Origin of the sequence: Pseudomonas pergaminensis (assembly GCF_024112395.2) — a bacterium.
Lineage (GTDB): Bacteria > Pseudomonadota > Gammaproteobacteria > Pseudomonadales > Pseudomonadaceae > Aquipseudomonas > Aquipseudomonas pergaminensis.
On record NZ_CP078013.2, the window covers coordinates 2,423,185 to 2,437,308 of the forward strand.

A 14,124-nucleotide genomic window follows, 5' to 3' on the forward strand; every position below is an offset into this window, starting at 1 on the left:
ACGGCGGCAACTCTTGCAGCGCGCCGGCATGGCCGGGGCTTTCATGGCGCTGGCCAGCAACCCGGTGCTGGCCCAATTGGCGCGGGCACCTCGCCTGATTCCGTGGCGCAACTGGTCGGGGGCGCAGACCTGTTTGCCATTGGCACGCCTGGCGCCGAAAGACCTGGACGAACTGGTGCAGGTGATTCGCCAGGCGCCGGGGCAGGTGCGGCCGGTCGGTTCGGCGCATTCCTTCAGCGCCCTGGTGCCGACTGATGGCACCTTGCTGTCACTGAGCTACTTCAATGGGCTGCTCGATCACGACCCGGCAACCTTGCAGGCCACCTTCGCCGCCGGCACGCCGATGTCGCGCATGGGCCCGGCGCTCAAGGCGGTGGGCCAAGCGCTGCCGAACATGGCGGATATCGATTACCAGACCCTGGCCGGGGCGATTTCCACCTCGACCCACGGCACCGGCGTGGGCTTCACCTCGTATTCCGGTTGCGTCACCGGGCTGCAACTGGTGACCGCCCAGGGTGACGTGCTGGACTGCGATGCCCAGCGCCATCCGGAGGTGTTCAGCGCCGCCCGCGTGTCCCTCGGCGCGCTGGGCGTAGCCACCCGCATTCGCTCGCAGAACCGCACGCCCTATCGCCTGCGCGAACGCCAGTGGATCGCCAAGACCGAAGAGCTGCTGGAAGACGTGGATAAAAACACGCGGGAGAACCAGCACTGGGAAATGCTGGTGGTCACCCACTCCGACTACGCGCTGTCGATTGCCCTCAATGAAACCAACGATCCAGCAACACCCCCCATCGACCCGGCGGAGGCGGGCGGCAATGCGTTCGTGACGATCATCGAGAAGCTCGACAAATATGCCAGCGACTTCCCCGGCACACGTCGCACCTTGCTCAACAGCTTGCGCTTTTTTGCCAGCTTCGAGGACCGCGTGGCCGAGTCCTTCGAGGTGTACGGCAACGTGCGTAATGTGCGTTTCAACGAGATGGAATATTCGGTGCCTGCCGAGCATGGGCCGGCGTGCCTGCGCGAGATCCTCAAGCTGATCAACGACAAGGACCTGCGCACCTGGTTTCCCATCGAGTACCGCTACGTCAAGGCCGATGACATTCCCCTGAGCATGTTCGAAGGCCGCGACAGTTGCTCGATCTCCGTGCACCAGCACTACGCCATGGACCATCACAACTTTTTCGCCGCCGTGGAGCCGATCTTCTGGAAATACGCCGGCCGCCCGCACTGGGGCAAATTGCACACCCTCAACGCGCGCACCCTGCAGCCGCTGTACCCGCGTTGGGACGAGTTCACCCGCGTGCGCCGTGAGTTGGACCCGAGTGGCAAATTCCTCAACGCGCACCTGTCATCCATCCTGGGAGTGGCCCGATGAACCGTCGACATTTTGTACTCGGCACAGGCGCCTTGCTGGCCGCCGGCGCCTGGTGGCTGCGCCCGAGTGACCGGGGCAGCCCCTACAACGATTACTTCCGCACCCTCAACGCCGAACTCAAGGCCCATGGGCCGATGCGCCCGGTGATGCTGATCGACCTGGATCGGCTGGATCACAACATCGATGTGGTCATGCAGTCGGTCAAGCGTGGCGGCAAACACCTGCGCCTGGTGGAGAAATCCCTGCCATCACCAGGGTTGCTGGCCTACATCGCGAAGCGTGCGGGCACGCAGCGGCTGATGTCGTTTCACCAGCCGTTCCTGAACCATGATGCCCAGGTGTTCCCCGAGGCGGATATTTTGATGGGCAAGCCGCTGCCGGTGCGTTCGGCCGAGCTGTTTTATCAGACCCACAAGGGGCCGTTCGACCCGTCGCGGCAATTGCAGTGGTTGTTGGACACGCCCGAGCGCTTGCAGCACTACCTGGCGTTGGCCCAAGGCTTGGGCGTGCGGTTGCGCGTCAACATCGAGCTGGATGTGGGGCTGCATCGAGGCGGTGTCAGTGATAACGCGGTGCTTGGGCAGATGCTCACGCTGATCAGCGCCAACCCTCGGCATTTGGTGTTTGCGGGGTTCATGGGCTATGACCCGTTCGTGGGGATGGGCGTGCCGGGCATTCTGGGTTCGCCCCAAACGTTGTTCGAGCAAGTGATGCGGCGCTACTCCGGCTATGTGGATTTTACTCGGCAGCACGTTGCTGGGGGGGGGGGAGGGGCTTACGTTGAATACGGCGGGGAGCCCGAGTTATCGGATTCACGAGCAGGAGCGGCTGAGCACGGAGGTGTCGGTGGGGACCGCGTTGCTCAAGCCCACCCATTATGATTTGCCTTCCTTGAGCGAGCATGTGCCAGCGGTGTTTATCGCCACGCCAGTGTTGAAAAGCACGGGGGCGGTGGATATTCCGGCATTGGATGGCAAGTCGCGGGTGTTTTCGTGGTGGGATCCGAACCAGCGGGGGACTTACTTTATTTATGGAGGGAATTGGTTGGCGGAGTTCGAGTCGCCGGGTGGGTTAAAGAGCAATGAGTTGTATGGGCGTAGTTCTAATCAGGAGATGGTCAATGGGTCGCCGGCTGTGGGGTTGAACGTGGATGACCAGGTGTTTTTACGGCCGACGCAGAGTGAGTTTGTGTTGTTGCAGTTTGGGGATTTGCTGGGGGTACGGGGGGGTAAGGTTGTTGAAGTTTGGCCGGTTTATTCGTGACGATTGGCGGATATCCGTTGCTGCGGTAATGGCTGGTAAGGGCGGAAGCCATAGCAGCCATCACCCGAATAACGGCTATACACCCCACCAGAAATTGCCCCCCACCCAATCCAAAATGAAGCTTTCATGACAAAAGTTCGGTAGCCCTTGGCCATTCCCGTCTCTCCTGTGTAACGCGCTTGAGCCCACCAGAAAGGTGGGCTTTTCAGCCGCAAGCAGGATGCCAGGAGTGGGGCGATGGGAACTATGGAACGTTACTCGAAAGTCGGCATGCAGGAGCTCGACCAGCGCCTGTCGAAGATCGTCGAAGCCGCGCGCAAGAAGCCGGTGTCGGTCTATCGCTACGGCGCACCCTGGGTCTGGATCGTCTCCCAGGACGACTGGCAGGGCACCCGCAAGGAAGTCTCCAGCTACATCCCTGCCAGCCATTCCCTGGTATTGCTGCGCCCGCGGATCGACGAAGTCCTCGACCAGCACCGTGACTGGCTCACCGCCGAACCCGCGATGTCGATCGCCCCACAGACCGTGCTGCAGATCCTGCTGCTGCAACTCCTGTATTCGGTACCCAGCGAGCAGCAACTGCATGAACAGCTCAACTACAACCTGCTGTTCCGCTGGTTCGTCGGCCTGGACCTCAACCAGAAGGTCTGGAGCATCCATGCATTGACCCGCGACATCGCCACGCTGCTCAACAACCCGCGTGCGGTGCAACTCATCCAGAAAATCATCGGTGACGTGTTTTGTGGCGCCTTGCTGCACATGCCGGAGTTCTCACTGAACTTCGCCCTGTTGCACACCTGGCTGGCACGCCACGGCAGCACGTCGATCACCAGCAATTGAGCCAGCCGCACGCCGGGCAATCGGCGGCGGCGCAAAAAATCAGACAGTCAGGGGGCGGTGTGGAGCATCTGTTCAAATTAACGCTGGCGCTGTGTTGCGTGACGCTGGGGAGCCTGGCGCAACCGGTGTTGGCCGAGGAAGACGCGGCGGCGCGCAAGGTCGATGTCAACGAGTACTTCGTGCGCGGCAACACCGTGCTCGATGCGGCGACGATCGAGGAAGCGGTGTATCCGTTCCTGGGGCCGCAAAAGACCCTGGGCGATATCGAAGGCGCCCGCGATGCGCTGCAGAAGATCTACCAGTCGCGCGGCTACCAGTCGGTGTTTGTCGAGCTGCCGGAGCAGAAGGTCGATGACGGTATCGTCTACCTGCAGGTCAGCGAAACCAAGGTCGGCCGCGTGCGCGTGGTGGGCGCCAAGCACTATTCACCGGTGGAAATCCGCGAGCAAGTGCCGGCCCTGGAGGAGGGCGCCGTGCCGGACTTTGCTACGGTGCAGACCCAATTGGCCGGCCTCAACCGGAGTGCCGGGCGCCAGGTCACGCCGCTGGTTCGCGAGGGTCAACGCCCGGGCACCATGGATGTGGACCTGCAGGTGGAAGACCAGAACCCCTGGCACGCCAGCCTTGGCCTGAACAACGACTACAGCGCCGACACCGAAAAACTGCGCTCGGTGGCGACCCTAGGCTATGACAACCTTTGGCAACTGGGCCACAGCATTTCCCTGACCTTTTTCACTGCGCCCCAGGACACCGAGAATGCCAAGGTCTGGTCCGGTTCCTACACGGCGCCGCTGAACGAGCGTTGGACCTTGCAGTTCTCGGGTTACCAGTCCGACAGCAACATCGCCACCATCGGCGGCAGCAATGTGTTGGGCAAGGGCCATTCCTACGGGGTGTCGGCCATCTACAACCTGCCGGCGGCGGGCAACTGGGCCAACTCATTCTCGTTCGGCGTCGACTTCAAGGACTTCGACGAGCAGATGAAATTCGGCGCCAGCAGCGACCAGGTGCCGCTCAAATACGCGCCGTTCACCTTGGGCTACAACGGCTTCCGCTACACCGAACAGTCGCAATTGGGCCTGGGCCTGAACCTGGTGGTGGGCACCCGCGCGTTCTTCGGCTACGGCAGTGACGCCGAGGAATTCGAGTACAAGCGCTACAAGGCCAGCGCCAGTTTTGCCGTGCTCAAGGGCGACCTGAATTACACCTATACCTTCGCCAACGATTGGCAGTCGGCGACCAAGGGCGGTTTCCAGCTCGCCTCTGGCCCCCTGGTTTCCAACGAGCAGTATTCCGCCGGTGGCGCCACGTCGGTGCGCGGTTACCTGGCAGCCGAGCGCACCGGGGACGAGGGGTATTTGCTCTCCCAGGAATTGCGCACACCGTCCCTGGCCAAGTTCCTTGGCAGCTATGTGCAGGAGTGGCGTTTCTATGCGTTCGCCGAAGGTGCGCGCATGCGCCTGCACGATCCGCTGCCCGAGCAAGAAGACGAATACAGCCTGGCCAGTGTTGGCCTGGGCACCCGCGCCAGTTTGAGCAAATGGTTGTCCGGCAGCCTGGATTGGGGCTACCCGCTGCTCGATGGACCGAACACCCAGAAACAGGACTCGCGGCTGCACTTCAGTGTGCAGGCGACTTTCTGACTTTTTCTTCCGGAGACTTCACCCATGCAACGCCTATTCCTGAGCCTGTTGATCTGCCTGGGCTTCGCGCTCCCGGCCACTGCCCATGCCTGGTGGCAGGACGACTGGCACTATCGCAAACAGATTTCGGTGGACACCACCGCCCAAGGCGCCGCGATCAACCAGGCCCTGGGCCGCACCGCGCTGCTGGTGCGCCTGCACACCGGCAACTTCACCTTTGACGGGGTCAAGGAGGACGGCGCCGATCTGCGCTTTGTGAGTGCCGACGACAAGACCGTGTTCAACCACCAGATCGAAAGCTTCGACCCGCTGATGGGCATGGCGCTGATCTGGGTCGATGTGCCCAAGGTTGAAGGCGGCCAGCGCCAGGACCTGTGGATGTACTACGGCAACCAGAAGGCCCCGGCCACCGCCAACGGCCAGCTGACGTTCGACCCGAACTACACCGCGCTTTACCATTTTGACGGCGCCAATGGCACGCCGGCCCGGGACACCACGGCCTATGCCAACACGGCGTTGAACGCCACCGGCGCAGCCATCGATGGCGTGATCGGCCGTGCCTTGCAGTTCAGTGGCCAACCGCTGATGTTGCCGGCCAGCCCCTCGCTGCAACACGCGGCAGGCGCTGCGTTCACCTTCAGCGCCTGGTTGCGCCTGGACCAGGCCAGTGGCGAGCAAGTCGTCCTGGCGCGTCGGGATGGCACCCATAGCCTGCTGCTGGGCTTGAACCAGGGCATGCCGTTTGTAGAGATCGACGGTCAGCGCGCGGTGTCGACCCAACCGCTGAACCCCGGCCAATGGCAGCACCTGGCGTTCACTGCCGAGGGTGACAAGGTCACGCTGTATGTGAATGGCCGTGAAACCGCGACCCTGGCGGTCGCCTTGCCGGCGTTCAATTCCCAGCTGGCCCTCGGCGCCGACTTGCCGGAAGCCGGCAGCACGCGCCAGCCATTCGCAGGGGCCATTGATGAGCTGCGCCTGTCCAAGGTGGCGCGCCCGGCTGCTCTGTTACTGGCCGATGCCAGCGCCCAGGGCGCCGAGTCGAAACTGGTGGCCTACGGGGTGGACGAAGAACAGTCCGGCTTTGGTTTCGGCAGCCTGGGCTTCCTGCTCAACGCCGTGCCGGTGGACGCCTGGGTGATCATCCTGGTGCTGGTGGCGATGATGTTCCAGTCGTGGGTCATCATGCTGCGCAAGAACCGCCAGGTCAGCCGGGTGAGCGGTGCCAACGAGATCTTCCGCGAGCACTTCGCGCAGATCGGCACGCGCCTGGAGATGTACGCCGACGACGCCCAGCTCGGCGAACGCCTGGCCCATTCTTCGCTGTGGCGCCTGTACCTGGTGGCGGTCAAGGAGATCCGTACCCGGCGTGCCCAGGGTGCCGACACCTCGTCGGTCTCGGCCGCCACCATCGAAGCCATCCGCTGTTCCATGGACGGCGTGCGCACCCGCGAAAACCAGGCGCTCAGCGCCAAGCTCTCGACCTTGTCCAACGCCATTGCCGGCGGCCCGTACATCGGCCTGCTCGGTACGGTGCTGGGGATCATGGTGGTGTTCCTCGGCACGGCGATGGCCGGTGACGTAAACATCAACGCCATCGCCCCCGGTATGGCGGCGGCGTTGCTGGCGACCGCCATGGGCCTGTTTGTCGCGATCCCGGCGCTGTTTGGCTACAACCGGTTGATCACGCGCAACAAGGAAGTCAGCGCGGACATGCGTGTGTTTGTCGACGAGTTCATCACCCGCCTGGCGGAGATGCACGGCGAGAGCCAATCCAGTGAAGCGGCGCACCGTCGTGACCATCACGCGGCTGTTCCGGCCTGAGGAGAATCGCCATGGCTTCCGTAAATGCCGCCCACGACGATGACGATGACGCGGCCGTCGACAGCATCAACATCACGCCCCTGGTGGACGTGCTCATGGTGGTGCTGGTGATGTTTATCCTCACCGCCACCGCCCAGGTGTCGGGCATCCAGATTCACCTGCCCAAGGCCAGTGCTTCGGTGTCGTTGTCGGAGGCCAAGACCAAGGCCATCTCGGTGAATGACGGCGGCCAGGTGTTCCTCGACGCCTACCCGGTGACCCTCGGCGAGCTGGAAGAGCGCCTGCGCATCGAGAAAGCGCTGAACCCGGACTTCCCGGTGATCGTGCGCGGCGACGCGATGGTGCAGTACCAGAAGGTGATCGAAGTGCTTGACCTGCTGCGCCGGCTGGAGCTGTCCCAGGTCGGGCTGGTCACTGGCAAACCGAGCCAGGGCTGAGCCATGACCGCACAGATCCCGATCGCACCCTTGCCAGTGAAAAAGACACCGCCCTTGCGCCCGTTGAAGTGGGGCGCCGGCCTGTTGCTGGGCGCCGTGGCGGCCTGGTTCTTGTGGCAGTGGGCCAATGACATGAGTGGCGTGCGCCGCGAAACGCCGAAGGTGCCGACGATTATCCCGCTGCCACCACCGCCACCGCCGCCGCCGGAAAAGCCCAAGGAGCCCGAGCCCCAGGTCGAAGAAAAAGTCCCGGAGCCGGTGCCCAGCCCGGAACCCGAAGAGGTCAAGCCGGCCGAGGAAGCGCCACCGTCGCCTAACGAGGACCTGGCCAACCCGATGCAGATCGACGGCGACGCCCAGTCTGGCACTGACGGCTTCAACATCGGCGCCGGTAAAGGCGGCGGCATGGCCGGCAGTGGCGGCGGCGGGCTGGGGACTGGCACTTACAAGCAGTACCTGGCCGGCACTTATCAACGGCTGATGCGCGAAGACCCTGAGCTGCGCAAGAAGGCGTTCTCGATACAGATAGACCTGTGGCTGGGCGCCGATGGCCAAGTCACCAAAGCGCTGGTGGCCAAGTCCAGCGGCGATGCCGAGACCGATGCGCAGATGCTCGCCTTGATACAGGCGCCGCGTGCCACCCAGAAGCCGCCGGCGTCGTTGACGCTGCCCATGCGCCTGTCCCTCAAGGGCCGGCGCCCGGATTGATCGAAACCTCTTATCTACGGTTTTTTACAGGAGTTGCGTACACATGATTTCCCCCGTGAATCGACTGACCCTGGCGGTTGGCATGGTCATCGCGACCCTGGTCGGCCAGGCGGCTGCAGCGCCGGTCGCGCCCTCGGAAAACGTCACGATCAACCTGATCCGCCTGTTGGTGCAGCAAGGCGTGCTGACCCAGGACACCGCCAATGGGCTGATCGCCCAGGCCGAAAAGGAAGCCCAGCAGGCACGCCAGGCGAATGCGGCGCCGGTGGTTGCCGCCGGCCCGACCGCCGCGCCCGGCGATGTGCGCGTGCAGTACGTGCCGCAGGCGGTCAAGGATCAGATTCGCGACCAGGTCAAGGCCGAGGTCATGGCCACCGCCAAGCAGGAAAACTGGGCCCAGCCCAATACTTTCCCAGACTGGGTCTCGCGCATCAGCTTTGATGGTGATATCCGCCTGCGGGATGAATCACGCTACTTTTCGGGCAACAACAGCAACGAGATCGTCGACTACGCCAAGCTCAATGAAAGCGGCCCGTACGACACCAACAAAGACACCAACACCAAGCTGCCGCCGCTGCTCAATACCACCAAGGACCGCGAAAACCTGTTCCGCCTGCGTGCGCGCCTGGGCATGAAAGCGGTGCTGTCGCCGGAATGGACCGCCGGTATTCGCGTCGGCACCGGCTCCGACAACAACCCGGTGTCCACCACCCAGACCCTGGGCGGCGGGTTTGGCAAGAAGGACATCTGGCTCGACCAGGGCTACCTGAGCTGGAAGGCCACCCCGGACGTGACCCTCACCGCCGGGCGCTTCGCCAACCCGTTCTATTCCACCGACATGATGTATTCGGGCGACCTGAACTTCGACGGTATCGCCGCCAATTTCAACCATGCCCTGAACAGCGAGTGGGGCCTGTTCGGCACCCTCGGCGCGTTCCCGGTGGAGTACACCTCCGACTCGGCCAGCAGCAACGGCTTTGACAAGGAAGACAGCGAAACCAAGTGGCTGTTTGGCGGGCAGATCGGCGCCAACTGGAAGATCAACCGCGAAAACAGCCTCAAGGGCGCGGTGGCGTACTACCACTTTGACGACATCGAAGGTAAGCGCTCCGGTGCCTGTGAACCCTGGGCCGGGCAGCCCGCCTGCGACAGCGACGGTTCGCGCCTGGCCTTCATGCAGAAGGGCAACAGCGTGTTCCTGCTGCGTGACATCACCCCCAACCCGGCCACGCCTGGCCTGACCCCACAGCCCCAGTTCGTGGGCCTGGCGTCCAAGTTCGATGTGCTCGACCTGAACCTGGCCTGGGATGCCGAGTTGCCCAGCGACTTCAAGCTGCGCACCCAAGGCAACTTCATCCACAACCTGGCCTACGACAAGGGCGAGATGCTCAAGCGCAGCGAGGGCGAGATCGTCAACAACATCAACAGCAAGGGCCAGTTTGAAAGTGGCGGCAATGCGCTGATGGTCTCGTTCACCCTCGGCACTGCGCTGGAGATGCGCAAGCGCGGCGACTGGAACGTGCTGGCTGGCTACAAGTACATCCAGCCCGACGCCTTGCCCGACGGCTTCAACGATTCGTCGTTCCACTTGGGCGGGACCAACGCCAAGGGTTACTTCATTGGCGCCAACTACGGCATCGAAAAGAACATCTACGCCAGTGCGCGCTGGTTGAGCGCCTCCGAAGTGTATGGCGCGCCGTTCGAAGTCGATGTGATGCAACTGGAACTCAACACGCGCTTTTGATGCGCAGGGAGATGCCACATGAACACGCGAATCTGCGGGCTGTTACTGCTGCTGATCACCACCGGCGCGTCGGCCGAGGGCATGGAAGAGCGCCTGCGTACGCAATTGCGCAGCACCACCCAGCAATTGCAGGCGCTGCAAAGCGAGCAGGCCCAGGCCAGCGCGGCGCGCATTGCCGCCGAAAACCAGGCCAAGCAGGCCCAGGCGCAAATCAAGCAGTTGACGGCCGAACTCGCCCAGGCGCGTGGCGTGGCCGAACAAATGGCTGGCCAGCAACAGAGCCTGCACAGCCAGGCACAAGCCCAGGTGGCGGCCAGCAACGAGCAGATCGGCAAGTTCAAGAAGGCCTATGACGAATTGCTGGTGCTGGCCAAGGGCAAAGAGGCCGAGCGCGCCCGTTTGCAGGCGTCCTTGAGCGAACGTGACACACAAGTGCAGCAATGTTCAGTCAAGAATCAACAGATGTACGGCGTGGCCCAGCAGCTGCTCGCGGCCTACGAAAAAATCGATGTGGCCGAGGTGATGAGCATTCGCCAGCCGTTCGCCAGCAGCGCACGGGTGAAGTTCGAGGAACTCGCCCAGGGCTTTGGCGACGATTTGTACAAGAGCCGTTTCGATGCGCCCCAGGCAACCGCCAATCATTGATAGACAGGGAAGAAATCACCATGAGCGAATTGATCACCAGCGTCACCACCCAGAGCCTTACCGAGCTGCTGCAGGAAGCCGGCTACCGGGTCAACCAGACTGAACAAAATGGCATCGTGCAATTGCTCAGCGCCAGCCAGGGCATCGGCTTTGCCGTGCGCTTCGGCAACCCGGCAGCGGAGCAGGGCAACTATGTGGATTTCACTTACAGTTGCGCGCTGCGGGTCCAGGGTGAATTGCCCGAAGGTCTGGCCCAGGTGTGGAACGCATCGCGACGTTTTGCGCGGTTGTCGGTGCAGGGCGAATTCCTGTTGATGGAAATGGACGTGGTGGTGGCGGGCGTGGGCGCTACGCACCTGCGTAGCCAGCTGGAGTTGTGGGACCGCCTGTTGCAGGAATTTATCGTCTACCTGCGTGAGTACAGCCAGCAGGCCGCGCAGTTGCAGGCTGAAACCGAGGCACCGGTATTGTGAAGAAACCAACCCTGATGGTCGGCGCGGGTGCGCTGGCTTTACTGGTGGTGGCGGTGGGCTTGAGCCTGCGACCGGGCAGCGACCCGGTGGCGGCGCAGCAACCGGCACCGGTGATCAGCCCTGTATCGGCTGGGCCGGCGGTGGCCCGCCTGGGCAATCAGCAGATCGACCTGACGGAGCTGAAAACCGTGCTGGCCAGCCTGCCTGCCGAATCCCGTGAGCAATTGCGCGGCAACCGTGGCGCGCTGGAAACCTGGATTCGCTCACGCCTGGCGCAAAAGGCTGTGCTGGAACAAGCCGATGCCCAGGGCTGGCGCCAGCGCCCCGACGTGGAGCAGCAGACCCGTGCGGCCACTGAGCAGATCGTGTTTCGCGACTACATGCTCTCGGTCAGCCAGGTGCCGGCCGATTACCCCAGCGCGGCGGAGTTGCAGCAGGCCTACGACAGTGGCAAGGCCCAGTGGGTAACGCCGCCGTTGTATCGCGTGAGCCAGATTTTCCTGGCGACCAATGACCCGCAAACCGTCGATAACGTGCGCCGCCAGGCCCAGGAGCTGAGCCGTCGTGCCCAGGCCGCACCGGGTGATTTCGCCGCCCTGGCCACCCAGTATTCCCAGGACGCCGACTCCGCCACGCGCGGCGGCGACTCGGGCATGCAGCCGTTGCAGCAACTGGTGCCGGAAGTGCGCGGCGCGGTGTCACGTCTCAAGGTCGGTGCCGTGTCGGACGTGGTGCAGAGCGCGGCGGGGTTCCATGTGCTCAAGCTCACCGGCCAGCAACCGGCGCGTACTGCGACCCTCGACGAACTGCGTGAGCGCCTGACCCAGGCCCTGCGTGCCCAGCGTCAGGAGCAGATCGCCAAAGCCTACCTCGAAGGCATGCTCAACACTGCTACCCTGAGCATCGACGGCACCGAGCTGAACAAGGTGCTGGAGTAACACAGGTCAACCGCATTGGATGCACAGACTGACAAGACAGGGAGTCTCCCATGGCATTTCTAGAACCGTCTGCCCCCCAGGGCCCCTCCGCTTATCGCGCACCCGCCGAGGGCCGTAGCAGTTGGCTGGCCCTGGCCCATGAGATCGACCCGGAGGTGGCGCGCTACTTTCTGGTGAGTGCGCGCTGCGGTTGTTTCATGCAGGCGGCGCGCAGTTTGAATATCAAGGCGACGCTGTTGCGCAAGCGTTTGGCGCAGCTTGAAGAACACGTGCGTCATTCGCTGTTCAGCTATCAGGGCAATGGGCTGGTGCTCAGTCGCGATGGCCAGCAGTTGCAGGCGCAGCTGATTGCCCTGGCCCAGGAGCGACGCTTGCCGGTGACGGAGCAACCGTTGATTCGGCTGGCGGTGGCTGAGCCGATCTTGCATGACATTCTTGGGCGCGATCTGATCGCCTTGCTGCGCCGCAATGCCAGTGTGCGTCTGGAGATCATTTCGATCGACAGCCAGCTGTCATTGCAGGCGGTGGATGTGGACGTGGTGCTGTGGCTGTCGGACGCGGAAGGGCCTGTGCCTGGTCCGAGCTTTGCCACTGAGCCGCCGAGGGCCTTGGCGCGTTTGCAGTATTTGCCGCATATCGCCAAGCGGTATTCGCGGTTGACGACACGGCCGGACAGTGTGGAGGACCTTGACGACTACATGTTGGTGCAGTGGCAGCCTGATGCGCAGGTGGCGGCTTTGCAGGCGTGGAACCAGGTGGTGCAGCAACGCTTGGCGGCGGTGGTGCAGGTGCATGCTTATTCGCTGATGCTGGAGATGATTCGTTGTGGGGCGTGCATTGGGTTGCTGCCGCATTACATGAGCAGTTTTGACCGGGGGCTGGTGGCGTTGCCGGGGTTGTTGGATGAGTGTATGCAGCGGCAGGTGTGGTTGGCGGTGAATGCGCAGGTTGGGGAGGGTGAGGCGGTGCGGGGGGTTGTGGAGTTGATTGTGGGGGCGTTTGAGGGGAGGCGGGAGTGGTTTGAGTGATGGTTGATTGGGTACATATCCGTTGTTTGGGGGATGGCCGCCAATGGTTCCGCTCTTACAGCGGGTCACTTTTGAAAAGAGCCCAAAAGTAACCAAAAGGCTCTTGCCCCAACACTCGGCACCTCGCTTAGGCTCGGTGTGCCCGTAATCCGACAGGTATTTGGGGGGCCGCCTCAGATCAAGATCAAAAGCGACTCGCTTCGCATCGTAGATACGCTTTTTGTTCTCTGTGGAGCCGGCTTGCCGGCGAAAAACTGTCGGGCGCCCATCGCCGACAGGCCGGTGTCTACACGGGGTTGCGTAGCGCGCCGCGGAAGGTGGCGCTCAGTGCGCGTAGTGTTTCCTTGGAGCGGCCATCGGTGATGCGGCTGTGAAGTACCACCTCACTCACGGGCAAGGCGGGCAACCCGTATTGCTCACTCACTTCCACCGCACCTGCCGGCGCAACGCGATGGGCGAGCGCGGCGACGCCCAATCCGGCGCTGACGGCGGCGCCCACGGCCATGACACCGCCGCCAACGAACACTTCGGTCCAGTCGATGCGTGCCTCATCCAGTGCGCGTGTGGCCAAGTGGCGAACGCCGCAGGGCGCGGCCATGGTGGCCATGCGCAGCGGCGTGCCGGGGCTGTGTTGCCAGGTGGGGGCGGCGAACCAGCCGAAGCGTTCCACCGCCAGGACTTCACCGTCTCGGCGGTCGCCTTCGTTGCGCACGATGATCGCGTCCAGCTCATTGCGATCAAAGGCGGCGACCAGGTCGCGGGAGGAAGCGATGCGCACTTCGAGGATCACTAAAGTGTCATAGGCGGCCAGGCGGCTGAGCCAGGTCGGCAGGTCGGGGCCGGCCACGTGGTCACTGATGCCGATCACCAAGCGTCGCAATGCGTGGCTGCCCATATCGGCCAAGGCGCGTTCATGGGCATTGAGCAGGGCGCGGGCGGCGACAATGAATTGTTCGCCCTGGGGCGACAGCCGCACATGCCGGGGCGTGCGTTCAAGCAGGCGATAGCCGACGCGTTCTTCCAGGCGTTTGAGCTTGAGGCTGATCGCCGCCTGCGAGGTGTCGAGGGCTTCGGCAGCGCGGGTGAAACTGGCGAAATCGGCCACCAGTACGAAAGCCTGGACAGTGTCGATATCCAGCGGTTTGAGCACGTCAGCCATATTGAATCCTTATCGCACCTATATCCGCTGATATCTTGTTG

The 14,124-nt window shown here is 63.1% G+C and carries 12 protein-coding genes and 1 pseudogene; 12 read left to right on the forward strand and 1 reads right to left on the reverse strand.

Annotated elements, in window-relative coordinates; all coding sequences use genetic code 11:
* Positions 1-49: 49 nt before the first annotated feature.
* The 12 genes and pseudogenes from KUA23_RS11230 (at position 50) to KUA23_RS11285 (ending at position 12,924) form a co-directional block, all read left to right on the forward strand.
* Positions 50-1,381 carry a D-arabinono-1,4-lactone oxidase gene (locus KUA23_RS11230; protein ID WP_252994272.1) on the forward strand — a complete coding sequence of 444 codons (1,332 nt, stop codon included), beginning with the start codon at positions 50-52 and terminating at the stop codon, positions 1,379-1,381.
* Between the two features lie 56 nt (positions 1,382-1,437).
* Positions 1,438-2,644, forward strand: a pseudogene (locus tag KUA23_RS11235) (DSD1 family PLP-dependent enzyme).
* 246 nt (positions 2,645-2,890) lie between these two features.
* Positions 2,891-3,484: a transposase gene (locus KUA23_RS11240; protein WP_099492500.1), complete on the forward strand. Its 594-nt coding sequence runs from the start codon at positions 2,891-2,893 to the stop codon at positions 3,482-3,484.
* Positions 3,485-3,543: 59 nt separating this feature from the next.
* Positions 3,544-5,127, forward strand: a complete 1,584-nt coding sequence (locus KUA23_RS11245) for a ShlB/FhaC/HecB family hemolysin secretion/activation protein (protein WP_078047897.1) — start codon at positions 3,544-3,546, stop codon at positions 5,125-5,127.
* A gap of 24 nt (positions 5,128-5,151) precedes the next feature.
* Positions 5,152-6,951 carry a DUF2341 domain-containing protein gene (locus KUA23_RS11250; RefSeq protein ID WP_252993951.1) on the forward strand — a complete coding sequence of 600 codons (1,800 nt, stop codon included), beginning with the start codon at positions 5,152-5,154 and terminating at the stop codon, positions 6,949-6,951.
* An 11-nt stretch (positions 6,952-6,962) separates the two neighbouring features.
* A complete protein-coding gene (locus KUA23_RS11255) occupies positions 6,963-7,388 on the forward strand; it encodes an ExbD/TolR family protein (RefSeq protein WP_252993952.1) in 426 nt (141 codons plus the stop codon).
* Positions 7,389-7,391: 3 nt separating this feature from the next.
* On the forward strand, positions 7,392-8,096 hold the full coding sequence (locus KUA23_RS11260; protein ID WP_252993953.1) for an energy transducer TonB family protein: 705 nt from the start codon (positions 7,392-7,394) through the stop codon (positions 8,094-8,096).
* A gap of 43 nt (positions 8,097-8,139) precedes the next feature.
* A complete protein-coding gene (locus tag KUA23_RS11265; protein ID WP_100491037.1) occupies positions 8,140-9,840 on the forward strand; it encodes a putative porin in 1,701 nt (566 codons plus the stop codon).
* Positions 9,841-9,858: 18 nt separating this feature from the next.
* On the forward strand, positions 9,859-10,485 hold the full coding sequence (locus KUA23_RS11270; protein WP_078047901.1) for a DNA repair protein: 627 nt from the start codon (positions 9,859-9,861) through the stop codon (positions 10,483-10,485).
* Between the two features lie 20 nt (positions 10,486-10,505).
* Positions 10,506-10,958 (forward strand): YbjN domain-containing protein, encoded by a 453-nt coding sequence (locus KUA23_RS11275; RefSeq protein WP_177409460.1) that lies wholly within the window; start codon positions 10,506-10,508, stop codon positions 10,956-10,958.
* On the forward strand, positions 10,955-11,896 hold the full coding sequence (locus tag KUA23_RS11280; protein WP_252993954.1) for a peptidylprolyl isomerase: 942 nt from the start codon (positions 10,955-10,957) through the stop codon (positions 11,894-11,896). The genes KUA23_RS11275 and KUA23_RS11280 overlap by 4 nt, the downstream gene beginning before the upstream one ends.
* A gap of 50 nt (positions 11,897-11,946) precedes the next feature.
* Positions 11,947-12,924, forward strand: a complete 978-nt coding sequence (locus tag KUA23_RS11285) for a LysR family transcriptional regulator (protein WP_252993955.1) — start codon at positions 11,947-11,949, stop codon at positions 12,922-12,924.
* 286 nt (positions 12,925-13,210) lie between these two features.
* On the opposite strand, the gene KUA23_RS11290 is transcribed toward KUA23_RS11285, so the two are convergent.
* Complete coding sequence (locus KUA23_RS11290; RefSeq protein ID WP_252993956.1) at positions 13,211-14,083, reverse strand: LysR family transcriptional regulator; 873 nt, start codon at positions 14,081-14,083, stop codon at positions 13,211-13,213.
* Between the last annotated feature and the right edge of the window lie 41 nt (positions 14,084-14,124).

Bases quoted from the DNA above. Each gene is read 5' to 3' on its own strand.
- KUA23_RS11240 (WP_099492500.1), top strand. From the start codon at position 2,891: ATGGAACGTTACTCGAAAGTCGGCATGCAGGAGCTCGACCAGCGCCTG.
- KUA23_RS11250 (WP_252993951.1), top strand. From the start codon at position 5,152: ATGCAACGCCTATTCCTGAGCCTGTTGATCTGCCTGGGCTTCGCGCTC.
- KUA23_RS11255 (WP_252993952.1), top strand. From the start codon at position 6,963: ATGGCTTCCGTAAATGCCGCCCACGACGATGACGATGACGCGGCCGTC.
- KUA23_RS11260 (WP_252993953.1), top strand. From the start codon at position 7,392: ATGACCGCACAGATCCCGATCGCACCCTTGCCAGTGAAAAAGACACCG.
- KUA23_RS11265 (WP_100491037.1), top strand. From the start codon at position 8,140: ATGATTTCCCCCGTGAATCGACTGACCCTGGCGGTTGGCATGGTCATC.
- KUA23_RS11270 (WP_078047901.1), top strand. From the start codon at position 9,859: ATGAACACGCGAATCTGCGGGCTGTTACTGCTGCTGATCACCACCGGC.
- KUA23_RS11275 (WP_177409460.1), top strand. From the start codon at position 10,506: ATGAGCGAATTGATCACCAGCGTCACCACCCAGAGCCTTACCGAGCTG.
- KUA23_RS11285 (WP_252993955.1), top strand. From the start codon at position 11,947: ATGGCATTTCTAGAACCGTCTGCCCCCCAGGGCCCCTCCGCTTATCGC.
- KUA23_RS11290 (WP_252993956.1), bottom strand. From the start codon at position 14,083: ATGGCTGACGTGCTCAAACCGCTGGATATCGACACTGTCCAGGCTTTC.